Here is a 22,527-nt window from a genome sequence, read left to right as displayed (position 1 = left end):
TCAGGCGGCGCGCGCGCCGCGGGCAAAGCGCTGCAGTTGGGCGTCACTGTCGCCCAGCCAGAGCTCGATTGTCGTCAGGCGCTTGAACCAGTGACTGACTTGCATTTCATCGGTCATGCCCATGCCACCATGCAACTGCACGGCCTGTTGCGAGACGAAGCGGCATGCCTGGCCCACCCGGGCCTTGCTCGCGGTGAGCACCTGCGCACGAACCCCGACATCCTGATGGCTCGCAAGCCCGGCGGCCAGCAGGGCCATGGAGCGCGCCTGCTCGACTTCCATCCACATGTCCACGGCGCGGTGCTGCAGAGCCTGGAACCGCCCGATGGGCTGGCCAAATTGCTGGCGGGTGTTGAGGTAAGCAACGGTTGCATCCAGCGTGGCCTGCAGCAGTCCCACAGCTTCTGCGCACAGCGCTGCCAGCCAGAGGTCACGCAAGCCATCGCGCATCGCCGCGCCCTGGCCTGCATGACCCAGGCGAGCCTCGGGAGGCAACTGCACGGCGTCAAACTGCACGTCAGCGGCACGCTGCCCGTCCAGCAAGGGGTAGTCCTGCACGCTCACACCAGCGCGATCGCGCTCCACGGCAAACCACGCCACAGTGTCGTCAGGCGTGCGCGCCGACACGAGCAACACATCAGCAAATGGCGCCTGCAGCACCAGCGTCTTGGCTCCGGAAAGCGCATAGCCGAGACCGGTGCGATCAGCCCTTGTGTGCGGCTGCTCCGTGGCAAAGCCCGTCTCCACCTCGAAGTGCGCTGGCGTGGCAATGGCCTTGCCCTCAGCCATGCGCGGCAACCATTGATGCGCCACGGGGCCGGCCGCCATGCCCAGCAAGTGCGTGGCAAGCAGGCTGCTGGCAACAACCGGCTCCAGCGGCAGTGCAGGCGCAAGGACCTGCACAGCGTGCAGGCCGTCTTGCGCGCTCGCGCCCAAACCCCCATGGGTCTCGGGCACGAGCAGAGCGGTGATGCCGAGTTGCGCCAGCAAGCCCCAGGCATGGGCGCTGAACCCACTGCCCGCACTCAGGGCCCGGCGCTGCTCGAACGGATAGTCGCGCTGGATGAATCGCTGCAAGGCGTCGGCCAGTTGGCGCTGCTCATCGGTGGCTTGCCACTGCATAGTCGCTGTCCTCTGTCGGAAATAAAAACATGGCAACACGATCCCAAACGCGATTGCGCGCAGGCCGGCACCTCAGCCTCGGGAGGATCCTTCACCAAGTCCCAAGGCACGCGCCAGGATATTTTTTTGAACCTCGTTGCTACCACCGTAGATCGAGAGCTTGCGCCAGTTCGCATATTGCGTGCCAAGATTGGCGTAGTCCGGCCAGCAGCCCGCTGCGCAGTCCTCGGCCTGGAGCGCACCGGGAGTGAAGGGCAGGGCCTGGTGGCCGGAGACATGCATCAGGAGTTCGGCCAGCCGCTGCTGCAATTCGCTGCCCAGCACCTTGAGCATGGAACTCTCCGGGCCCGGTGGCCCTGCGTGTTGCAACATGCGCAGCTGGGTTATTTCCAAAGCCATCAGGTCGATCTCGGCCTGGGCCACGCGCGCTGCGAATAGCGGGTCGTCGAGCCGGCTCTTGCCCTGCGCGTCGCGCTTGGCGCTCAGCTCTTTCAGTCGCACCAGCTCACGCTTGGCAATCCCGACCCCGGCGATGTTGCTGCGCTCATGGCCAAGCAGGAATTTGGCGATGGTCCAGCCTTGGTTTTCCTCGCCCACCCGATTGGACACCGGCACGCGCACGGCATCGAACCACACTTCGTTGACCTCATGCTCGCCATCCAGGGTGATGATGGGGCGCACCGTCACACCGGGCGAGCGCATGTCGATAAGCACAAAGGAAATGCCCTGCTGGGGCTTGACCAAAGGGTCGGTCCGCACGAGGCAGAAAATCCAATCGGCATATTGGCCAAGCGTGGTCCAGGTTTTCTGGCCCGTGACGACGTATTCCGGCCCCTCGCGCAGGGCACGGGTCTTCAGCGAGGCCAAATCGGATCCTGAACCTGGTTCGGAGTAGCCTTGGCACCACCACACGTCGCCGCTGAGGATGCCAGGCAACAGGGCCTCGCGTTGCTGTTCCGTGCCAAACCGCATCAATACGGGCCCCAGCATTTTCAGCCCGAAAGGCAGTTGCCGAGGCGCGCCGGCCTGGGCGCATTCTTCATCGAAAATGGCCTGCTGCACTGCATCCCAGCCTGTGCCTCCGTAGGATGCCGGCCAGTTGGGTGCACCCCAGCCCTTGGCGTGCAGAATGCGCTGCCAGCGCACGAAGTCCTCCTTGCCCAGACGCTGGCCGTGGAGCACCTTGTCGCGAATGTCCGCCGGCAGGGCCTGGCACACAAAGGCTCGCACCTCGTTGCGAAATGCGGCGTGTTGAGGGATGACGTCAATGTTCATGGCTCTGTGTCCCGTAACAAGCCGGGATCGGTGATCTCGTGACGAAAGACGATGAGCACTTTGCGCGCGGATTCGCGCGCGCAAAACGCCGCCGCTTCCTGGATGCCGCTCTCGACAGGGGAAAGCGGCGCAACAAGGCGCAGGGATTCATCCCAGCGGAAACGTTCCGCAGACATGTGAAATGAAGGGCTCAAGCCTGAAAGAATCGAATTTCTGCAAAACCGCATTGCGGAATTACGTTCCGTGATTTATGTTGACGATTGTTAAGCTTGCAGGGCCCACTGTCAAGCACGCCAGGCGGCTCATGCCGCACTCGGTCCGCCCATCTCCAACTGGTCCTCTCGTCCATGAACATGCACTCCGCCAGGCCACCCCAAACGATTTCCACCGGCAAGGGGACTGGCCCATCGAAAGACGACCGTCAGTTCGTCACCGCCCTGGCGCGAGGCCTCGAGGTGCTGTCGAGCTTTCGCGCCCGCGACAAGGCTCTGGGCAATCTGGACATTGCGCAGCGCTGCAAGCTGCCAAAATCCACGGTTTCGCGCCTGACCTATACGTTGACGCGGCTGGGCTATCTCACACTGGACGAGGACAGCGGCAAATACCGGCTGGGTACGGCCACCTTGTCGCTTGGTAGCACCGTGCTGGCCCGTATGGACATTCGCCAGATTGCCAGGCCGCTGATGCAGGAGCTGGCCGATGTATCCAAGGCGATGGTCTCATTGTGCATACGCGACCGCTTATCGCTGATCTATGTCGAAAATTGCCGCAGTGCCTCCGCCTTGACATTGAGCCTGGACGTGGGGTCGCGCATCCCCATTGCCACTACGGCCACGGGGCGCGCCTACCTTGCCGTGGCCAGCGAGCGCGAGCGCGCGGCCATTTTCGAGGACCTCGCCGCACTCGATAAGCCGGCCTGGCCTGCGCTCAAGCACGCCATCAACAAGGCACTGGAGGACTACCGAGCCCTGGGCGTCGCGTGTTCGTTCGGCGACTGGCAGCCCGATGTCAACGCCATTGCAATCGGTATCGACCCCGGAGGCGGCATGCCTCTGATGGCGATCAACTGCGGAGGCCCCGCATTCCAGCTCAGCCCGGATTTCTTGCTGCAGGACGTGCGGCCCCGCCTTATCGCGCTGGCACGGCAGCTGGAAAGCCTGGTCACGCGTTGAGCCAGGTTTTCACCCCTCGGCCAAGAATCCGCGAATCGCCGCCTCGACGACTTCGGGGCGTTCATGCACAACCCAGTGCGAGCCGTCAGGCACCCGCTGGATCCGCAGGTCAGGCACAACCGTTTCCAGGCCATCAAGCAGCACAGGCAACAGTGCGTGGTCCTGCTCGCCCCAGATCACCAGCGTGGGCATGCCCACAATGAACGCGCCGGCTTCGAGCTCCAAGCCAGCTGCGCCACGTCGTTGCGCGGTCGGCGGCATGAGCGGCGAAGCCCGGTAGTAGTTCAGCATGGCATCCATCGCACCGGGGATCTGCCAAGCTTGCTTATACAGGTCGATCTGCGCCTGGCTCAGCGCGCTGAGCCCGCTCACCGGGTTCCGAAAAAGCGCCAACAGGCGCGCGCAATCATCACGCAACAGCAACGCGGCGGCGTCCGGCTCACGCAAACGCAGCATGTACTGACTTGCTGACTGCTGTGCCCGATCGTGGCTCAGGGCGCGGGCAAACGCAACAGGGTGGGGCGAATTGATGATGACCAGTCGAGAAACCAGTTCCGGATGGTGCACGGCGAGGCTCCACGCCACAGCGCCTCCCCAATCGTGGGCAACCAGGATGCATTGCCGATAGCCGAAATGTGCCAGAAGACCGCGCAGATCGTCCATCAACGGCTGCACGCGGTAGGCGGCAACGCCCTGCGGTTTGCCCGACAGGTTATAGCCCCGGAGGTCGGGCGCCACAGCGAAATAATCGCCCCCGAATGCGTGCAGCAGCGCCTGCCACGCGGCCCAGCATTCGGGAAAACCGTGGACAAACAGCAGCAGTCGCTTTCCTGCTGCGCCAACGCTTGCGGCATGCAAACGCACGCCACTCGGCAAGGTCACGTCATGGTGATCCATCGCCAGGCGCAGCGTCTAGGCGGCGACGCGCGTGAGCCGCCCATCCACCACACGGGCGACCACCGAATCCACGTGGATTTGCGCGGCATAGTGCACTTCCGCGTCAAGCCCCCGCGAGGCCATCAGGCGGCCCACGCGCGAATCAGCCAAGCAGCGCAAGGCGTCGCTGCCCTGCTGCAAGAAGGCCGCCGCAAGCGCGGCATCGGAATAGCTTCGCTGCCCGGGGGCCTGTTGCAGGCACGATACGAGAAGCCCCGCGCCGTAGAAATCCTCCAGATTGAATTGTTCGCTCGACCCGGCACACACGATCAGAACGGTGCTGCGCGCGTGCTCGCGCAACACATGCGCGATGGTGGCCCGGGCATTGCGCAAGCTGGCGGCATAAACATGAGCCGCTGGCAATGCTTTGCGCAGCGCAACCGTGCCATTGGTGGTGCTGTAAACGAGATCGCGACCTTGCAGCTCATGGCGCAGCAGCGCCAGGGGAGTCGGATGGGCAAAGCCTGGCAGGGTCTCGGCATCCAGTTCACCACTCAGGATGGCGCTTCCGACAGCAAGCTCCGAAGCCAAGCGGCGCGCATGGTCCGCGTCCAGCGCAGGGATCACCGAGCTGGCACCTGCTTGCAGCGCGGCCAGCGCCGATGTGGTGGCAAAGAGCACGTCCAGCACAATGACGACCCGACCGTCCAAACGCTGGTCGTCGAGTTCTTCCTTGGTGAGCAACACGTGGATTTTCTGCATCGTGGATCCGTGTTCGTCAGCGCCTTTACAAGCAATCGGGAGCAGGCTAGCATCCATCATAATCAAAACACAATTCTGCATAGCGGAATTCCGCATCCGCAGAGCTTGCAAAGCCCGTTCACATCCCTGGAGACAGCATGGCCAGCGTCGACGCATCCCGCCACGGCGACATCGTCGTTCTTACCCTCGACAATCCGCCAGTCAATGGCTTTGGCTGGCAGCAAAGGCGCCAGCTTGTGGAAGCGATCGATACCGCAGCGGCAGATCCGACGGTGGCAGGCATTGTGGTCACAGGCGCTGGGACCGTGTTTTCTGGCGGTGCTGACATCCGCGAATTCGGCAAGGCAGAATCGATGGCCTCGCCGCATTTGCTGGACGTGATCGGGGTTGCCGAGGCATGCACCAAGCCCGTGGTAGCGGCGATCGGCGGCACCTGCATGGGCGGGGGACTGGAATTTGCGCTCGGCTGCCACGGCCGTGTGGCGCTGGCCGAGGCTCGGGTGGCATTGCCCGAGGTCAAGATTGGTTTGGTGCCCGGAGCCGGTGGCACGCAACGTCTGCCGCGCGCGGTCGGGCTGGAAACGGCGATGAACATGATTGTGTCCGGCGAACCCGTGGCGGCCAGACGATTGGCGCAAACTTCGCTATTTGACGCCGTGGTTGAGGACAACGTCGTACAGGCCGGTGTCGACGTTGCGCGCAAGCTCGCTGCCTCGGCTCATCCTCTGCCGCGCACGCGCGATCGGCCAGTCGATCATCCGGACGCCGAGGCGTATATCCAGTCCGCGCGCACCACGGTGCAGGCCCAGTTTCCCCGCGAGCCAGCCCGTTTGCAGTGCGTCGAAGCCGTGGCCGGGTCGCTCAAGGCTTTCGATGTGGGCATGCTGCAGGAGCGGCGCCTGTTCGTCATGTTGATGGCCACGCCGGAATGCCAATCCTTGCGCCATGCCTTCTTCGCCGAGCGTGCTGCTTCGAAGATCGCCGACGTCCCGGCCGACACGCCCACCCGCACCATCGCCCAAGTGGGTGTGATCGGCGCTGGGACGATGGGTGGGGGCATCAGCATGAATTTTTTGAATGCCGGCATTCCCGTGACCCTTGTCGAGATGGCGCAGGAGGCACTCGACCGCGGCGTGGCCACCATCCGCAAGAACTACGAGAACTCGGCCCGCAAGGGCAAGCTTACAAGCGAAGCTGTTGAGACGCGCATGGGCCTGCTGCATCCCACGCTGGATTTTTCCAGCCTGGCCACCTGCGACCTGGTCATCGAGGCCGTCTTTGAGAACATGGACGTCAAGCGTGAGGTCTTTCAACGCCTTGATGCCGTGGCCAAGCCCGGTGCCATCCTCGCGTCCAACACGTCGACGCTTGACCTCGACGCCATCGCCGCCTTCACGCAACGCCCGCAGGACGTAGTCGGCTTGCATTTTTTCAGCCCTGCCAATGTGATGAAACTGCTGGAGGTCGTGCGCGGCAAGTCGACCGCCCGGGATGTCTTGGCCACAGTCATGCAATTGGCCAAGACCATACGCAAGACCGCCGTGGTATCGGGTGTGTGCGATGGTTTCATCGGCAACCGCATGCTGGAACATTACGGGCGCATGGCGAACTTCCTGGTCGAGGAGGGCGCAAGCCCCCAACAGGTGGACCGCGCGCTTGAAGCCTGGGGCATGGCCATGGGTCCGTTCCGCATGGGGGATCTTGCTGGAAACGACATCGGATGGGCCATCCGCAAGCGCCGCTACGTGGAAAGACCGCATGTCAAATACTCGCGCCTGGCTGACCGCCTTTGTGAGCGCGGGCGCTATGGACAGAAGACTGGTGCCGGCTGGTATCGCTATGAACCAGGCCGGCGCGATGCGCTTCCCGATCCCGAGGTCGACGCGCTGATCACAGCGTATCGCCAGGAGATCGGGATCAGCCCGCGCACCATCAGCGACGCCGAGATCGTGGAACGCTGCGTCTATGCCCTGGTCAACGAGGGTGCACGCATCTTGCATGAAGGCTACGCCCAGCGTGCGAGCGATATTGACATGGTCTACCTGGCAGGCTACGGGTTCCCCGCCTGGCGCGGCGGTCCGATGTTTTACGCCGACACGGTCGGCTTGTACATGGTGGCACGACGCATGCGCGAGTTCGCCGCCCAACCGGGCGCAGACGCCGACTTCTGGCAACCCGCGCCGCTATTGGCTGAACGAGCCTCGCAAGGCAAGTCCTTCAACGACGCGTGAGCGCGCATCCCGTACATGCGTCCCCCTTATTCAACTGGAACTCCCCATGAGCGAAGCCGTCATCGTCTCCACCGCGCGTACGGGGCTCGCCAAATCGTGGCGAGGCGCCCTCAATCTGACCCATGGCGCCACACTGGGCGGGCACGTCGTGCAAGCCGCGGTACAACGCGCCGGCATTGCGCCCGATGAGGTGGAAGATTGCATCATGGGCTGCGCGTACCCGGAGGGCCCGACTGGCAACAATATTGCGAGACAGATCGCGCTGCGTGCGGGGCTTCCGGTCACGGCCGGTGGCGTCACCGTGAATCGTTTCTGCTCCTCAGGCCTGCAGGCAATCGCGATGGCCTCACACAGGGTCATCGTGGATCAGGTGCCAGTGATGGTCGCAGGTGGCGTCGAGTCCATTTCCTGCGTGCAGAATGACCGCGCCAACAAACACATGTTGCGTGATGCCTGGCTGGTGGAGCACAAGCCGACCATCTACTGGAACATGGTGCAGACCGCAGAGGCCGTAGCCAAGCGCTACGCGATTTCACGCCAACAGCAGGACGAGTATGGCGCGCGCAGCCAGCAACGAGCCGCGCAAGCGCTGGCGGCGGGCAGGTTCGCTGATGAGATCGTGCCCATCACCGTTCGTACCGCTGCTGCTGACAAGGTCACTGGCCAGATGGTCACCCGCGAGGTCACGCTGGCCACGGACGAGGGCATTCGCGCAGACACGAGCTATGAAGGCGTGTCGAAGATTCGCCCCGCCATGCCTGGCGGCGTCATTGCTGCCGGCAACGCCAGCCAGTTTTCCGACGGCGCCTCGGCGTGCGTTGTCATGAACGCGCGGCTCGCTGAACAGCGCGGCGTCGAGCCCCTTGGCGCGTTCCGCGGCTTTGCCGTGGCCGGCTGCGAGCCAGACGAAATGGGCATCGGCCCCGTGTTCGCGGTACCACGCCTGCTGCAGCGCGCCGGGCTCAAAGTTGACGACATCGGACTGTGGGAACTCAATGAAGCGTTCGCCGTGCAAGTCATCTACTGCCGTGACAAGCTCGGCATCCCGGACGAGCGCCTCAATGTCAACGGCGGTGCGATCGCCGTCGGCCATCCCTACGGCGTATCGGGTGCGCGCCTTGTGGGCCATGCGCTGATCGAGGGAAAGCGCCGCGGTGTCAAATATGTCGTTGTCACCATGTGCATCGGGGGCGGCCAAGGCGCGGCAGGGCTCTTTGAAGTGCTCTAAGGGCGCAATGACCATGCATGGGAATTGCGATGCCGGAGGTCCCGCTCAGCTCTTGCAACCGGGCCCCGACGCCCTTGCGAACCCCTCATATTCGATGCTCTGGGGCTCGCAATTCAATTCGATGCAACCCTGATGCGTCCGACCGTTGATTTCCTCCTGTACGACTGGCTGGACGTGGCTGCATTGACTGAGCGTCCACGCTACGGGGAGCACAGCCTCGAGACCTTCGCCCAGGTGCTCGATACGTGCGAACGCATCGCTCGCGACAAGTACGCCCCCTTCAACCGACTGGTCGACATGGAGGAGCCCCGTCAGGAAGGCGATCGCGTGGTGCTGCCCAAAGCCACGCATGACGCCTGGAAGGCCTATGCGGAATCGGGCATGCTCGCAGCCGCGCAGGATGATGCGCTTGGTGGCATGCAATTGCCCTACACGGTGGAGGCCGCTGCCAATGCTTTCTTTGCCCGGGCTTCAGTCAGCATTGGGGCGGGCCTGCTGACCGTGGGTAACGCCAATTTGCTCATGGTGCACGGCACTCCTGCGCAGCAGCGCGTGTTCGCACACCGGGAGTTTTGCGGACAGTGGTCCGGGACGATGTGCCTGTCCGAGCCGCAAGCGGGGTCGAGCCTCTCGGACATCGCGACGCGCGCGTTACCCGACGGTGAAGGCTTCGAAACGGACCCGCTCGGTCCGCGCTATCGGCTTTTCGGCAACAAGATGTGGATCTCAGCCGGTGAGCACGATTTGACCGAGAACATCGTGCATTTGGTTCTGGCCAAGATACCCGGCGCGGATGGCAAGCACGTTCCGGGCGCGCGGGGGATTTCGCTGTTCATCGTACCCAAGAAATTGGTCGACGCCGAAGGGCGGCTCACGGGTGAGCGCAATGATGTGAACTTGGCTGGTTTGAATCACAAATGCGGATGGCGCGGCACCCCCAACACCCTGTTGAATTTCGGCGATGGCCATCATCCCGTGCAGGGTGCCGCCGGGGCTATCGGCTGGCGGGTCGGAGCCGCCGGCGATGGGTTGCGCTGCATGTTCCACATGATGAACGAGGCGCGCATCGGCGTGGGGATGGCAGCGAGCATGTTGGGCATGGCGGGCTACGAAGCGGCGCTCGCCTATGCGCGTCAGCGCCCTCAGGGGCGCCCGTTGGGGCCCGCCGGCAAGGATCCGGGGCAGCCGCCCGTGGCGATCATCGCCCATGCCGATGTCAAGCGCATGCTGTTGGCGCAGAAGGCCTATGCCGAGGGCGCCCTGGCCCTGGAACTGTACTGCGCCCGGCTCGTCGACGAGCACCGCACGGGCGAAGCGGCAGCGGCGCGCGACGCTGGACTGCTCCTGGAAGTGCTCACCCCCATTGCCAAGAGCTGGCCCTCCGAATGGTGTCTGGAGGCCAATAGCCTGGCGATCCAGGTGCACGGCGGCTACGGGTACACACGCGACTTTCCCGTGGAGCAGTACTGGCGCGACAATCGCCTGAATATGATCCACGAGGGGACCCATGGTATTCAGGCACTGGACCTGCTCGGTCGCAAGGTGGTGATGGAGGACGGCGCAGGGCTTGCGCTCCTGGCTGCACGCATGCACGCCACGATTGCACGTGCCGAACCGGTGCCGTGCCTGCACATGCATGCCGGCGCGCTCAATGCAGCGCTGCAACAGCTTGTGGAGGCCACCCATCGAGCCTGGGAGGGCGGGGATCCGGCGGCCACGCTGGCCAATGCCACGCCGTACCTGCAAGCATTCGGCCACGTGGTGCTGGCGTGGATCTGGCTCGATGTGGCCCAATCGGCACTTGCGCACCTGGCCGACAATACGGGCAAGTCGGATCTGCGCGACGGGAAGCTCCAGGCATGTCGCTACTTCTATGCCTACGAGCTGCCGAAAATCCAGGCGTGGCTGCAGGTCGCAGCCCGACGCGACCCGACCTGCCGCGAGATGCAGGACGCGTGGTTCTGACAAGGAGCACCCATGACCGCGACCGCGCAACGACTCTTTGACCTCACCGGGCGCTGCGCGCTTGTGACCGGAGGGTCGCGCGGCCTCGGACTGCAGATGGCCCGGGCGTTGGGTGAAATGGGCGCCAAGCTGGCCTTGGTCGCGCGCAAACCCGATGAACTGCACCAGGCCCGTGAGCATCTTCGCGCGCTGGGGCTCGACGCGGATGTTTTCCCTGCCGACTTGCTGCAGCGCGCGGCCATCGCACCACTTGTGCAGAAAGTGCAAGACACAGTGGGCGCCATCGACATCCTGGTCAACAATGCGGGTGCCACCTGGGGCGCCGCGGCGGAGGATTATCCCGACGAAGCTTGGGACAAGGTCATGCATCTGAACGTCGACGCGGTGTTCTTCTTGACGCGCGAGGTTGCCAAGCGGAGCATGATTCCCCAAAGCCGGGGCAGCATCGTGAACATCGCATCGATTGCGGGATTGAGGGGCAACCCGCTGCCGATGCGCACCATCGCCTACAACACGTCCAAGGGAGCGGTGATCAACTTCACGCGCGCACTTGCGGCCGAGTGGGGACAGCATGGGATCCGCGTCAATGCCATCCTCCCCGGTTTTTTCCCATCCAAGATGACAGCCGGGCTGCTGGAAACGATGCGCGACCATGTCATCCAGAAAACCCCGCTGGCTCGCATCGGCGGTGAAGACGACTTGATGGGCGCGGTCGCCTTTTTTGCTAGCGATGCATCGCGCCACGTCACCGGCCAGTGCCTGGCCGTGGATGGTGGTGCAAGCATTGTCTGAGGCCCCAGTCAACGAGCCCGGGTGATGCAAGGCGACACCCTCCTGAATGCACGCGACGCTTTGCACACGCAAGGGCGCGCCGAGCCGCCTCGCGACGTACCGCGAAACGCGCCGGGCAGCGTGCCGTCCGTGCGCGAGCTGCTGTCATCGATCACCAGTGTTGTGCTGGCAGGAGGTGGGAACCGTTGCTGGTGGCAAGCCGGCATGTGGGATGTACTTCAACCGGAGGGGCTGATGCCCACGCAGGTTGCCGGGGTGTCAGCGGGTGCAGCCACGGCCTGCATGCTGCTGGCCGGCAAGACCGCGCAGACGCTCGACCATTATGGCCGCATGACGGCGCGTAACCCGCGCAATTTTTACCTCGGTCGCCTGTTGCGGGGCCAGCGTGCGTTCCCGCATGCCCAAATGTATCGCGAAGCATTGCTTTCCATCTTTGACGCTCAGACGCTTGATGCATTACGCAGCCAGCCGCGCATCTACGTGCAGGTCTCCCGCCTGCCACGCTGGCTCGGTCCTCGCAGCGGCGTGCTGACCGGAATTTTCGCCTACCAGTTCGACAAGAAGGTTCGCAAGCTGCTGCATCCGCGCGCAGGCCGGCTCCTGGGCTTTGTACCTGAAGTTCTGGTGGCGCAGGACTGCCCGACCCCTGAGGACTTGGCAGACCTGCTCCTTGCTTCGAGCTGCACGCCCCCGTTCACGCCGGCGCTGCGCCTGCATGGACGACCGGTGCTTGATGGAGGCATGGTCGACAACGTGCCGGTTGACGCGCTTCCCGTTGGGCCCCGACAGGGGATTACCCTGGTACTGCTCACCCGCCGGTACGCGCGGCCTTTGCCGCAATCACCGCAGCGTATCTATGTTCAGCCATCGCACCGGGTGCCGGTCCGAGGCTGGGACTACACCAACCCGCACGGCATCCGCGCTGCTTACGAGCTCGGTCGCCATGATGCGCGGCAACTTCTGGCTCGTCTGCACGCGCATGGCATGGCCACTTTCATGGAGAACACACATGGCTGATCACAATCTGCAAATCGTCCTTGCTGGCAGGCCCACGGGCTGGGTTGACGAGAGCCACTTTCGGCTCGAGAGCGGCCCGGTCCCCGAGCCTGGTGAGGGCGAGGTTCTGGTCCGCAATCATTGGCTCTCGCTCGATCCCTATATGCGCGGGCGCATGTCGGACGCCAAGTCTTATGCCGAACCTGTCGCCCTGGGTGGTGTGATGGTGGGGGGCACCGCAGGTGAGGTTGTGGCCTCGCGCGATCCCCAATTCCAGCCAGGGGACAAGGTTGTCGGCATGTTGGGCTGGCAGCTGTACGGCGCCAGCCCCGCACGCGCCCTGCAAAAGGTCGACACGACCCATGTGCCACTATCCGCCTATCTTGGCCCAGTGGGCATGCCCGGCGTGACAGCCTGGTACGGTCTGAATGCGATTTGCGAGCCCAAGGCCGGTGAAACAGTGGTGGTCACAGCCGCTTCCGGCGCCGTGGGAAGTGTCGTCGGTCAACTGGCCAAAGCCAAAGGCTGCCGCGCTGTGGGCGTCGCCGGAGGCGCAGAGAAGTGCCGCTATGTGGTCGAGGAACTCGGCTTTGACGCCTGTGTGGACTACAAGGCAGGCAACCTCAAAGACGATCTGAAAGCGGCATTGCCCGGCGGGTTGGATTGCCTGTTCGAAAACGTGGGCGGAGAGATCTTTGATGCGCTCCTGGCCCGCACGAATGCCTTCGCCCGCATCGCGCTGTGCGGTCTGATTGCCGACTACAACACCACCGATCCCTACTGCGTGAAGAACATCCGCGCCGTTTTGGTCAGCCGCCTGAAGATGCAGGGATTCATCGTCTCCGAACACATGGAGCAGTGGCCTGCCGCGTTGCGTGAACTCGCCGGCTTGGTGGCCAGCGGCAAGCTTCACTGGCGCGAGTCCGTCGCGCAGGGACTGGAGCAGGCACCAGCGGCGTTCATCGGTATGCTCAAGGGTCAAAACTTCGGCAAACAGTTGGTGAAACTGATCTGAACAAGGGATGCGCCATGCAAGCTGACACGCGCGAAGTGGCACCTGCTCTGGCTTTCGACGCTGCAGCGCTGAGCGACTACCTGCGTGCACATCTTCCCGATGCACAGGGACCGCTGCGCGTCGAACAGTTCAAGGGTGGTCAGTCCAATCCCACCTATATGCTTACGGCGGCGAACGGCAGACGGTACGTGCTGCGACGCAAGCCGCCGGGCAAGCTTCTGCCTTCTGCCCATGCCGTCGACCGCGAATACCGCATCATGCGGGCCCTGGCCGACAGCGGCGTACCCGTGCCCGGCATGCATGTGCTTTGCCTTGACGAGTCCGTGATTGGCACGGCGTTTTACGTCATGGACTTCGTCGATGGGCGCATTTTCTGGGACCCCTTGCTGCCAGGGATGCAACCCGCAGAGCGCGCTGCCATTTTTGACGAAATGAACCGGGTGATTGCTGCCTTGCACAGTGTGGACTACGCCGCGCTTGGCCTGGCCGACTACGGCAAGCCAGGCCAATACATCGCCCGACAGGTTGCACGCTGGTCCCAACAATACCGCGCCAGTGAAACCGAGCCCATCGACGCCATGGATCGGTTGATCGCATGGTTGCCCGCGCACATCCCGCCCGGTGACGAAACGGCCATCGTGCACGGCGACTATCGTCTGGACAACGTGATCTTCCACCCCACCGAGCCGCGCATCCTGGCCGTGCTTGACTGGGAACTCTCCACCCTGGGTCATCCGCTGGCCGATTTTGCCTACCACTGCATGGCTTGGCGTTTATCACCCGGCCAGTTTCGTGGCTTGATCGGCGGTGATCTGGCGGCCTTGGGCATTCCGAGCGAAAGCGAGTACGTGGCCCGCTACTGCGCACGCACGCAACGCCCGCCGATTTCGCAGGCTGATTGGGAGTACTACGCCGCCTTCAACATGTTCCGCCTCGCCGCCATCCTGCAAGGCGTACTGGCGCGCGCTCTGCAGGGGAACGCGTCAAGCAGCCAGGCGCTGGAAGCTGGCCGGCGCGCAAGACCCCTGGCCGAAGCTGCTTGGGCGCAGGTGCAGGCAACCCACGCAACCTGAAAACGGATTTTTCACCCTCGAGGAACCATCATGGACTTCACACACAGCGACAAGGTGCGTGCCCTGCAAGAGCGCGTCACCGCATTTATGGACGCACACGTCTATCCCAACGAGGCACGATTTTTCGCGGAGGTCGAGGCCAACCGCAAGGCCGGCAATGCCTGGCTGCCGACCACGGTCATTGAGGAACTCAAGGCTCGCGCGCGCGAGGCCGGGCTGTGGAACCTGTTTCTTCCCGAGTCCGAGCGCGGCGCCGGACTCACCAATCTTGAATACGCGCCCCTGTGCGAAATCATGGGCCGCTCCCATATTGCACCGGAGACATTCAATTGCTCGGCACCCGACACCGGCAATATGGAAGTCCTTGAGCGCTACGGCACACCCGAGCAGAAGGCGCAGTGGCTCGACCCTCTGCTCCGAGGTGAAATCCGCTCGGGATTTGCAATGACGGAGCCCGGCGTGGCGTCCAGCGACGCCACCAACATCCAGGCCAGCATCCGCCGTGACGGCGAGCACTATGTGGTCAATGGCCGCAAGTGGTGGACCTCCGGAGCCAACGATCCGCGCTGCAAGGTGCTGATTTTCATGGGAAAGACCGATGCCGAAAATCCGGACCGGTACCGCCAGCAATCCATGATCCTGGTGCCCATGGACACACCCGGCGTGCAGGTGCTGCGCCATCTTCCGGTCTTCGGATACGACGACGCGCCGCATGGCCATGCCGAGATTGCATTCAACGATGTGCGCGTGCCGCTCACCAATATGCTTCTGGGCGAAGGGCGAGGCTTCGAGATCGCCCAGGGACGTCTCGGCCCCGGCCGCATCCACCACTGCATGCGCCTGATCGGTCTGGCTGAGCGCGCCCTCGAAGCCATGTGCAAGCGCGCTCTGGCGCGCACAGCGTTCGGCCGACCGATTGCCGACCATGGTGTGACACGTGAGCGCATCGCCAACGCGCGCCTGCTGATCGACCAAGCCCGACTGCTGGTGTTCAAGGCTGCCGATATGATGGATCGTGCCGGGAACAAGGCTGCCCGCAGAGAAATTGCGATGATCAAAGTTGCCGCGCCCACAATGGCCTGCCAAGTCATCGACTGGGCACTGCAAGCGCATGGTGGGGGCGGCGTCAGCGACGATTTCGGCTTGGCTTATGCGTACGCCCAGGCCCGGACGTTGCGCTTTGCCGACGGCCCCGATGAAGTGCACCGCGACCAAATCGCAAGACTCGAGCTGGAGCGGTATCGCCCCAAGCGTTGAGCGTCAAGCGCGATTCATCGTCGTTTCGCGTACAGGTCCGACCACGATGCCCCGCGCCCCGGTCAACGGCCAACGTGTCAATTTCCGGGACTCGGGCGGGCCTGGTCCAGCGCTGGTGTTTTGTCACGGCCGCATGGCGGTCATCGCGGGAGCCGGACATGCCAGCAATCCGACGCATGCGGCGCAGGTCAATGCCCAGATGGGACCGTTCCTGCAACGCACCAGAGCAGACTGGGTCGACAGAAAAGACAAAGGAGACAGAGCATGAATTCACGCCATCTGGATGTTTGGCCCAAAGTCCTGCCGCAACATTTGCACATTCCGCAAACCAACCTGTTCTTCAATGTGGAGGTGGCGGCAGCGCGGTTCCCGGACAAGCCATTCCTGATTTTCTACGATGGCACATTGAGCTTTGGCGCCTTCAAGCGCGAGGCTGAAGCGATTGCTGGCTTCCTGCAAAGACGCTGCGGAATTCAAGCGGGCGACCGTGTCCTGCTTGACATGCAAAACAGCCCGCAGTTCGTGCTTGCCTACTATGGCATCTTGCGTGCGGGCGGCGTTGTGGTTCCGGTCAACCCGATGAACCTCACGCTCGAACTTGCTCACTACGTGAACGACAGCGGGGCCAAGGCGGCCTTTGTCGGGCAGGAGCTGTTCGCCCAGATGCGCCCACTTCTGGGCGAAGGCCTGAAGCACATCATCGTGGCTGCGTACAGCGACTACGTCGCCGAGTGCCCCCACATCGCAGTGCCGTCGTTCGTTGCGGCTGCGCGGGAGAACCTTACGGAGCCCAATGTCACGCTGTGGGTGGACATGCTCGCGGAACAACACGCGCCCGGACACTTGAGCACCGGCCCAAGCGATCTGTGCGTCATGCCATACACCTCCGGCACCACCGGTAGGCCCAAGGGCTGCATGCACACCCACCACAGCGTCATGAGCACCGCAGTCGGTGGTATCGAATGGGTGCGGATGCCGCAGGACACCGTGGTGCTCGCCGTCCTGCCGTTCTTCCATGTCACCGGCATGCAAATGAGCATGAACGGGCCCCTGTACAACGGCAATACTGTCGTCCTGCTACCCCGCTGGGACCGCGATGCTGCAGCTGCATGCGTACAGCGCTACAAAGTGGGGTCCTGGCAGGCCATCTCCACCATGGTTGTGGACTTCCTGATGAACCCGCGTATCGCCGACTATGACCTCTCGAGCGTATGGAACATGGGTGGCGGTGGTGCGGCGATGCCCGAAGCGGTGGCGCAGAAGCTCCATGATCTGTGCGGAATCACCTATATGGAGGGCTATGGCATGACCGAAACCATGGCTCCCTCCCACATCAACCCGCTGGACCGGCCCAAACGCCAGTGCCTTGGCATCCCGATCTTCGATGTGGATGCCCGCGTCATTGACCCGCAAACCTTGCGCGTCTTGCCTGCTGGCGAGGTCGGCGAAATTGTCGTGCACGGTCCCCAGGTGATGCAGGGTTACTGGGGTCAGCCCACGGCGACCGAGGAGGCGTTCGTCACCCAGGATGGCAAGCGCTTCTTACGCACGGGTGACCTTGGTCGTGTCGACGAGGAAGGCTATTTTTTCATGGTCGACCGTCTCAAGCGCATGATCAACGCCTCCGGCTACAAGGTCTGGCCCGCAGAGGTCGAGTCCATGATGTACCAGCATCCGGACATTGCCGAAGCCTGCGTGGTGGGTGCCGTCGATGCCAAGCGCGGGGAGACGGTCAAGGCCTACGTTGTCCTCAAGCCGCAGGCTCGAGGCGAAGTCAGCGAGCAATCCATTGTGGATTGGGCGCACGAACACATGGCGGCGTACAAGAGCCCACGCATCGTCGAATTTGTCGACAGCCTTCCCAAGTCGGGCACGGGCAAAGTGCAATGGCGTGCTTTGCAAGAGCGCGAGGCCCAACGCCAGCAAGCGGCGCCTTGAGCGCATGGCATCGGTGAAGTGATCGGGGCGCAAGGTGCGCCTCGCTCCGTCGTTGCGACGCGCCAAGCCCGGCTGCTTTTGTACCGCTGTGCGGAATAGGATTCCACCTATTGACAGTGCATGGCCCCGCGGTTTCAATCAGCATCTGTTTACATCTGGATGCGGCCACGCCCTTCGAGTCCATGGACCAGATCGTCCAATTGCTGTTCAACGGCCTAACCCTCGGTGCCATTTATGGACTGGTGGCGCTCGGCCTGACGATGGTCTACGGCGTGCTGCATATACCGAACTTTGCACATGGGGCGCTGTACATGGTCGGCGGTTATGTGGCCTATACGCTGATCAGCAAGCTGGGGCTTGGCTATTGGTGGGCCATGCTGGGCGCGGGAACGACCGTGGCGCTGCTGGGCATGCTGATGCAAGCACTGGTGTTTGCGCCGCTGCGCAAGGCGCCTGAGCTTTACGACATGATCGGTGCCATCGGTGTCATGCTGTTTCTCGAATCTGCTGCCCAACTCATTTGGGGCGCGGGGTTCCATCGCCTGCCCACCCCGTACGGCCAGGTTCTGCAGATCGCAGGCATGCCGTTTCCCCTGCAACGGGTTCTCATCATCGCGGCCGCTTTCGTCTTGGTGATCGTCTTGCACCTGTTTCTGACCCGCACGATCACGGGATCCACCATTCTCGCCTTGGCGCAGGACCCGCAGGGTGCCGCGCTCGTCGGCATCGATGCACGATGGGTGACGTACCTCGTGTTTGCCATCTCCGGTGCGCTCGCTGCCGTGGCCGCGGTGCTGTACGCGCCCATTAACCTCTTGTACCCGACGATGGGCGGTCTGGTGATCGTCAAGGCATTCGTGATCATCATTCTCGGCGGCATGGGAAGCTTTCCGGGAGCCATCCTCGGGGGGCTGATCATTGGCATGGCCGAGAGCTTCGGCGGCTTTTACGTCTCCACCGACTACAAGGACATCATCGCCTTCGTGCTGCTCGTGGTCGTTCTCTCGGTGCGGCCGCAAGGCTTGTTGACACAGGGTGCTCGCTGACATGGGAGCGTTCCGGCGCTCGGCCATATGGATCGCGCCGCTGGCGCTCGGGATCGCGTTGCCGTGGCTTGCCGGCGGCAACGACTACGTCTTGTCCGTGCTTGCGCTGGCTTTCATCTATGCCATCGCGACGCTGGGTCTGAATCTCATCACGGGTTATACGGGGCAGCTCAACTTGGCACACGCCGGCTTCATGGCCATTGGAGCCTACACGGTGGGCATCCTCACGGTTGACCATGGAGTTCCGTTCTGGTGGGCCTTCATGTTGTCGGGAGTGGTTCCAGCCGTATTGGGCATGCCCATTGGCTGGCTGTCGCTGCGCCTGCGCGGGTATTACTTCGCGATATTCACGCTCTGCGTGGGCACGATCATTAATCTGGTCATCGAAAAGTGGGATGGTCTTACCCACGGTGTGAGCGGCATCATCGGCATTCCGGCACCTCCAGGCTTTGGCCCCGTGCAATTCTCCACGCCACGCGCCCAGTACTACCTGGCACTCGGTGCACTTGTCATGATGACGTGGATGATGCAGCGCATCGTGCGCTCCCTGGTTGGGCGCAGCTTCATGGCCGTGCGAAACAGCGAGCCGTTAGCCGAAGCTCTGGGCATTCCTCTCATGCGCACCAAACTGCTGGCCTTCGTACTTTCCGTGTTTTACGCCGGGTTGGCCGGTGGACTGTATGCGGGGACCATTCGTTTCCTGGGCCCGGATGTGGCCAACATCGCTCACACCTTCGACATGGTCACGGCCATGCTCATCGGTGGGCTGGGTACGGTTGCCGGACCGATAGTCGGCTCATTGGTCCTGCCCTGGATCACGCAATACTTGCAGTTCATGCAGGACTACCGCATGATCGTATTCGGCCCGCTGCTGGTCGTGCTCCTCATTTTCCTGCCTGCCGGCATGGTCGGCACCCTTCGCAACTGGCGCGCCCGGCGTGACTCGCAGGCCTTGGCCGTCGCACAACCTGATGCGGCACCCGCGCACGAACACAGAGCCGCCGCGGCACAAAGACACGGCCATGCTTGAAATCCATGACTTGGGTGTGCGTTTCGGGGGGCTGGCTGCTGTCGACGGCGTCAGCACGCGTATCGCCCGAGGCAGCATCACAGCCATCATCGGGCCGAACGGCGCCGGCAAAACAACCTTTTTCAATCTCATCAGCGGAGTCTGCAAGCCCAGCTGCGGGTCCATTCGCCTCGAGGGGCAAGCCGTCACGGGATCGCGTCCTGACCATATGGCGCGGCTCGGCATTGCACGGACCTTTCAAAGTTGCCAACTCTTCGACCATGCCAGCGTCCTGGACAACCTGATCATCGGCCACCGCCTGCGCACTCGAGCAGGCTTGTGGGATGCACTGTTGGGCTCCTCGCGGCTGCGCCGCGAGGAGGCGCTGTGCCGCGCCAAAGCGCAAGGCGCTCTCGAATTCGTCGGTTTGCGTGATGTGGCGCACCGCCTGGCCGGCGATATCACGCAAGAGCAGCGCAAGCGCGTCGCCATTGCACTGGCACTAGCGACCGAGCCGAAGCTCATCCTTCTTGATGAGCCCGCGGGGGGCATCAATCCGGAGGAAACCGCGCGATTGGCCGACCTCATTCGCAAGCTTGCCTTGAGCGGCCTGACGGTCTGCCTGGTGGAGCACAAAATGGACATGGTCATGCGTTTGGCCGATACCGTAATCGTTCTCAACCATGGCAAGAAAATCGCGGAAGGCGCGCCGGAGGCCATCCGCGAAAATCCTCATGTCATTCATGCCTACCTGGGAGTGCCCGATGCTGAGGCTTGAGGGAGTGACGGTAGGTTACGACGCTTTTCTTGCCTTACAGGGCGTCGACATGCAGGTGCACGAAGGCGAATTGGTGGTGCTGCTCGGTGCGAACGGCGCTGGAAAAAGCAGCTTGTTCCATGCCCTTAGTGGTTTGCTGCGCATTCGCTCTGGGCAGGTGCGGTGGGGGGAACTGGACCTTGCCCACCTGCGCGCACCGCAAATCGTCGCGCATGGACTCGTCCACTGTCCGGAAGGTCGCAAGCTCTTCGGGCAGCTTTCCGTATTGAAAAACCTGCAACTCGGTGCCTATGTGCACCGCCGCGAGAAGGCTGCCTTGCAAGATCGCTTGGATCAGGTGTTCGCGCTTTTTCCCGACCTTGCGGAAAAGCGCGACAAACCAGCCGGTTCCCTCAGTGGCGGTCAACAGCAGATGGTGGCGATCGGACGCGCTTTGATGGGCCAACCCAAGTTGCTGCTTCTCGACGAGCCTTCGCTTGGGCTTGCGCCGCTAGTGGTCAAGCAGATGTTCGAGGTCATCCAAGCGATCAACAAAGCCGGGACCACGGTCCTGCTTGCCGAACAAAACGCCCATGCAGCGTTGCGTATCGCAAACCGCGCGTACGTCATCGAACAGGGCAGGGTAGTCATGGAGGGCAACGCCACAGCGCTGTTGCACGACGAAAGCATACGCAAAGCGTATATCGGCACCTAGGAATCCCTCGGATTCCATGCCGATTGGTTGATTCCAAATCCAAAGGAGACAAGCATGCGTGCATTCACAACCCTGAAAAAACTCTCACTGGCCGTAGCCACGGCCGCGGCCTTCGGCGCGGCCGCTCACGGGCAGGATGTGATCAATATCGGCTACACCGGGCCGCTGAGTGGCGGAGCGGCACAGTACGGCAAAAACGTGCTGTCAGGCATCGAGATGGGAGTCGACGAGGTCAACGCCGCCGGTGGCGTGACCATCAAGGGAAAAACGTACACGTTCAAAGTCATCGCACTGGATGATCAGTACAACCCGGCGCAGGCGGCCATCAACGGCAGACGCCTCGTCGAACAGGACAAAACGCCAGTCATTTTTTGTCCCCATGCCGGGGGCATCTTCGCCCTGCAGACATTCAACACGCAAGCCAATTTTCTGCTGATGGCGTACTCCAGCGTGCCGAGCATCACGCAGGCAGGCAACAAGCTGACCATTCGCATCCCGCCATCCTTTGCAAGCTACGTGCCCGCCTATGCACACACGGAGATGAAGCTTTTCGGCAAGTCCGTCGCGCTCGCACCGTCGGACACCGACTACGGCAAGGCTTGGTCAAAGATTTTCCGCGAAGGCTGGGAAAAGGCAGGCGGCAAGGTGGTCGCCGACAACCCCATCTCGTACAACAAATCAGCGGACTTTTACAGCGGAGTGAGCCGTGTGCTGGCGGCGAAGCCTGACGTGATGTTCGTGGGGGGACCGTCCGAACCAACGGCGCTCGTGGTCAAGCAGGCGCGTGACCTCGGTTTCAAGGGTGGATTTGCCGTGATGGACCAAGCCAAGTTCGACGAGATGGCCAAGGTTCTGGGCGGCTACCCCCCGATGGACGGATCGATCGGTGTGCTGCCCCTGGTTTCGGATGCCCGTCCCGCCATGAAGGCATACGTTGCCGCCTATGCCAAGGGCCATGGCGGAACGGTTCCGACATCTGAAATGGCTTTTAATTACACCATGGTGCATGCGCTGGCCGCAGCCATGAAGATGGCCGGAAGCGCCACCGACGCCACCGCAATTCGGGCCGACATGTCCGCCGCCCTCAAGGCCTTGCCCGCGTCGCAGAATCCCCAAGACTTTACCGGAATCGACAGCAACGGCGGCACCGAGTCCGATGCGTTCCTTGCATTGATCCAGGATGGCAAGTTGCGCCAGGCCAAGATCAGCGAACTGGCGAAGTGATGCGATTGCCGTAGTGGCCCGGCACCTCCGGCACACGCCGGGGATGCCACTTCCCTTCGTTGCAGCCTGAGCAC

The 22,527-nt window shown here is 62.8% G+C and carries 20 protein-coding genes; 15 read left to right on the top strand and 5 right to left on the bottom strand.

The window, feature by feature from the left end; all coding sequences use genetic code 11:
* The 3 genes from CD04_RS0103685 to CD04_RS0103675 all read right to left on the bottom strand — a co-directional run bounded on the left by CD04_RS0103685 (position 1) and on the right by CD04_RS0103675 (position 2,573).
* Positions 1-1,122, bottom strand: coding sequence for an acyl-CoA dehydrogenase family protein (locus CD04_RS0103685; RefSeq protein WP_031404441.1), 1,122 nt, complete (start codon positions 1,120-1,122; stop codon positions 1-3).
* Between the two features lie 72 nt (positions 1,123-1,194).
* Positions 1,195-2,397, bottom strand: coding sequence for an acyl-CoA dehydrogenase family protein (locus CD04_RS0103680; protein WP_031404440.1), 1,203 nt, complete (start codon positions 2,395-2,397; stop codon positions 1,195-1,197).
* Positions 2,394-2,573 carry a hypothetical protein gene (locus CD04_RS0103675; protein WP_031404439.1) on the bottom strand — a complete coding sequence of 60 codons (180 nt, stop codon included), beginning with the start codon at positions 2,571-2,573 and terminating at the stop codon, positions 2,394-2,396. The genes CD04_RS0103680 and CD04_RS0103675 overlap by 4 nt, the downstream gene beginning before the upstream one ends.
* A gap of 177 nt (positions 2,574-2,750) precedes the next feature.
* Between CD04_RS0103675 and CD04_RS0103670 the strand changes: the two genes are divergently transcribed.
* A complete protein-coding gene (locus tag CD04_RS0103670) occupies positions 2,751-3,569 on the top strand; it encodes an IclR family transcriptional regulator (RefSeq protein WP_051849210.1) in 819 nt (272 codons plus the stop codon).
* A gap of 9 nt (positions 3,570-3,578) precedes the next feature.
* Here the strand turns inward: CD04_RS0103670 and CD04_RS0103665 are convergent, their stop codons facing one another.
* On the bottom strand, positions 3,579-4,466 hold the full coding sequence (locus CD04_RS0103665) for an alpha/beta fold hydrolase (RefSeq protein WP_051848909.1): 888 nt from the start codon (positions 4,464-4,466) through the stop codon (positions 3,579-3,581).
* A 15-nt stretch (positions 4,467-4,481) separates the two neighbouring features.
* Positions 4,482-5,207: a 2-phosphosulfolactate phosphatase gene (locus CD04_RS0103660; protein ID WP_038167952.1), complete on the bottom strand. Its 726-nt coding sequence runs from the start codon at positions 5,205-5,207 to the stop codon at positions 4,482-4,484.
* A gap of 137 nt (positions 5,208-5,344) precedes the next feature.
* On the opposite strand from CD04_RS0103660, the gene CD04_RS0103655 reads away from it, so the two are divergent.
* The 14 genes from CD04_RS0103655 (at position 5,345) to CD04_RS0103585 (ending at position 22,453) form a co-directional block, all read left to right on the top strand.
* Complete coding sequence (locus CD04_RS0103655; RefSeq protein ID WP_031404435.1) at positions 5,345-7,438, top strand: 3-hydroxyacyl-CoA dehydrogenase NAD-binding domain-containing protein; 2,094 nt, start codon at positions 5,345-5,347, stop codon at positions 7,436-7,438.
* 46 nt (positions 7,439-7,484) lie between these two features.
* Positions 7,485-8,666: an acetyl-CoA C-acyltransferase gene (locus CD04_RS0103650; RefSeq protein WP_031404434.1), complete on the top strand. Its 1,182-nt coding sequence runs from the start codon at positions 7,485-7,487 to the stop codon at positions 8,664-8,666.
* A gap of 132 nt (positions 8,667-8,798) precedes the next feature.
* Positions 8,799-10,631 (top strand): acyl-CoA dehydrogenase, encoded by a 1,833-nt coding sequence (locus CD04_RS0103645; RefSeq protein ID WP_031404433.1) that lies wholly within the window; start codon positions 8,799-8,801, stop codon positions 10,629-10,631.
* A 12-nt stretch (positions 10,632-10,643) separates the two neighbouring features.
* Positions 10,644-11,423 (top strand): SDR family oxidoreductase, encoded by a 780-nt coding sequence (locus CD04_RS0103640; protein WP_031404432.1) that lies wholly within the window; start codon positions 10,644-10,646, stop codon positions 11,421-11,423.
* A 24-nt stretch (positions 11,424-11,447) separates the two neighbouring features.
* Entirely contained in the window at positions 11,448-12,440 is a 993-nt protein-coding gene (locus CD04_RS0103635) for a patatin-like phospholipase family protein (protein ID WP_081857786.1), read from the top strand.
* A complete protein-coding gene (locus CD04_RS0103630; protein WP_031404430.1) occupies positions 12,433-13,434 on the top strand; it encodes an NADP-dependent oxidoreductase in 1,002 nt (333 codons plus the stop codon). The genes CD04_RS0103635 and CD04_RS0103630 overlap by 8 nt, the downstream gene beginning before the upstream one ends.
* A 14-nt stretch (positions 13,435-13,448) precedes the next feature.
* Positions 13,449-14,507, top strand: coding sequence for a phosphotransferase (locus CD04_RS0103625; protein ID WP_031404429.1), 1,059 nt, complete (start codon positions 13,449-13,451; stop codon positions 14,505-14,507).
* Positions 14,508-14,537: 30 nt separating this feature from the next.
* Positions 14,538-15,764, top strand: coding sequence for an acyl-CoA dehydrogenase family protein (locus CD04_RS0103620; RefSeq protein ID WP_031404428.1), 1,227 nt, complete (start codon positions 14,538-14,540; stop codon positions 15,762-15,764).
* Positions 15,765-16,028: 264 nt separating this feature from the next.
* A complete protein-coding gene (locus CD04_RS0103610) occupies positions 16,029-17,702 on the top strand; it encodes a long-chain fatty acid--CoA ligase (RefSeq protein WP_031404426.1) in 1,674 nt (557 codons plus the stop codon).
* 182 nt (positions 17,703-17,884) lie between these two features.
* Positions 17,885-18,748, top strand: a complete 864-nt coding sequence (locus tag CD04_RS0103605) for a branched-chain amino acid ABC transporter permease (protein WP_031404425.1) — start codon at positions 17,885-17,887, stop codon at positions 18,746-18,748.
* A 1-nt stretch (position 18,749) separates the two neighbouring features.
* A complete protein-coding gene (locus CD04_RS0103600) occupies positions 18,750-19,778 on the top strand; it encodes a branched-chain amino acid ABC transporter permease (protein ID WP_051848907.1) in 1,029 nt (342 codons plus the stop codon).
* Positions 19,771-20,535 (top strand): ABC transporter ATP-binding protein, encoded by a 765-nt coding sequence (locus tag CD04_RS0103595; protein WP_031404423.1) that lies wholly within the window; start codon positions 19,771-19,773, stop codon positions 20,533-20,535. The genes CD04_RS0103600 and CD04_RS0103595 overlap by 8 nt, the downstream gene beginning before the upstream one ends.
* Positions 20,522-21,229, top strand: a complete 708-nt coding sequence (locus tag CD04_RS0103590; protein ID WP_031404422.1) for an ABC transporter ATP-binding protein — start codon at positions 20,522-20,524, stop codon at positions 21,227-21,229. Before CD04_RS0103595 ends, CD04_RS0103590 begins: the two co-directional genes overlap by 14 nt.
* Before the next feature lie 54 nt (positions 21,230-21,283).
* Positions 21,284-22,453: an ABC transporter substrate-binding protein gene (locus tag CD04_RS0103585; protein ID WP_031404421.1), complete on the top strand. Its 1,170-nt coding sequence runs from the start codon at positions 21,284-21,286 to the stop codon at positions 22,451-22,453.
* The last annotated feature ends 74 nt before the right edge of the window (positions 22,454-22,527 follow it).

Source organism: Thiomonas sp. FB-Cd, assembly GCF_000733775.1.
GTDB lineage: Bacteria > Pseudomonadota > Gammaproteobacteria > Burkholderiales > Burkholderiaceae_C > Thiomonas_A.
The sequence above is the reverse complement of the archived record's forward strand: the minus strand, read 5'-3'. Positions and strand labels throughout refer to the sequence as shown.

Coding starts and splice junctions, on each gene's coding strand:
- CD04_RS0103685 (WP_031404441.1), bottom strand. CDS start 1,122: ATGCAGTGGCAAGCCACCGATGAGCAGCGCCAACTGGCCGACGCCTTG.
- CD04_RS0103680 (WP_031404440.1), bottom strand. CDS start 2,397: ATGAACATTGACGTCATCCCTCAACACGCCGCATTTCGCAACGAGGTG.
- CD04_RS0103675 (WP_031404439.1), bottom strand. CDS start 2,573: ATGTCTGCGGAACGTTTCCGCTGGGATGAATCCCTGCGCCTTGTTGCG.
- CD04_RS0103670 (WP_051849210.1), top strand. CDS start 2,751: ATGCACTCCGCCAGGCCACCCCAAACGATTTCCACCGGCAAGGGGACT.
- CD04_RS0103665 (WP_051848909.1), bottom strand. CDS start 4,466: ATGGATCACCATGACGTGACCTTGCCGAGTGGCGTGCGTTTGCATGCC.
- CD04_RS0103660 (WP_038167952.1), bottom strand. CDS start 5,207: ATGCAGAAAATCCACGTGTTGCTCACCAAGGAAGAACTCGACGACCAG.
- CD04_RS0103655 (WP_031404435.1), top strand. CDS start 5,345: ATGGCCAGCGTCGACGCATCCCGCCACGGCGACATCGTCGTTCTTACC.
- CD04_RS0103650 (WP_031404434.1), top strand. CDS start 7,485: ATGAGCGAAGCCGTCATCGTCTCCACCGCGCGTACGGGGCTCGCCAAA.
- CD04_RS0103645 (WP_031404433.1), top strand. CDS start 8,799: ATGCGTCCGACCGTTGATTTCCTCCTGTACGACTGGCTGGACGTGGCT.
- CD04_RS0103640 (WP_031404432.1), top strand. CDS start 10,644: ATGACCGCGACCGCGCAACGACTCTTTGACCTCACCGGGCGCTGCGCG.
- CD04_RS0103635 (WP_081857786.1), top strand. CDS start 11,448: ATGCAAGGCGACACCCTCCTGAATGCACGCGACGCTTTGCACACGCAA.
- CD04_RS0103630 (WP_031404430.1), top strand. CDS start 12,433: ATGGCTGATCACAATCTGCAAATCGTCCTTGCTGGCAGGCCCACGGGC.
- CD04_RS0103625 (WP_031404429.1), top strand. CDS start 13,449: ATGCAAGCTGACACGCGCGAAGTGGCACCTGCTCTGGCTTTCGACGCT.
- CD04_RS0103620 (WP_031404428.1), top strand. CDS start 14,538: ATGGACTTCACACACAGCGACAAGGTGCGTGCCCTGCAAGAGCGCGTC.
- CD04_RS0103610 (WP_031404426.1), top strand. CDS start 16,029: ATGAATTCACGCCATCTGGATGTTTGGCCCAAAGTCCTGCCGCAACAT.
- CD04_RS0103605 (WP_031404425.1), top strand. CDS start 17,885: ATGGACCAGATCGTCCAATTGCTGTTCAACGGCCTAACCCTCGGTGCC.
- CD04_RS0103600 (WP_051848907.1), top strand. CDS start 18,750: ATGGGAGCGTTCCGGCGCTCGGCCATATGGATCGCGCCGCTGGCGCTC.
- CD04_RS0103595 (WP_031404423.1), top strand. CDS start 19,771: ATGCTTGAAATCCATGACTTGGGTGTGCGTTTCGGGGGGCTGGCTGCT.
- CD04_RS0103590 (WP_031404422.1), top strand. CDS start 20,522: ATGCTGAGGCTTGAGGGAGTGACGGTAGGTTACGACGCTTTTCTTGCC.
- CD04_RS0103585 (WP_031404421.1), top strand. CDS start 21,284: ATGCGTGCATTCACAACCCTGAAAAAACTCTCACTGGCCGTAGCCACG.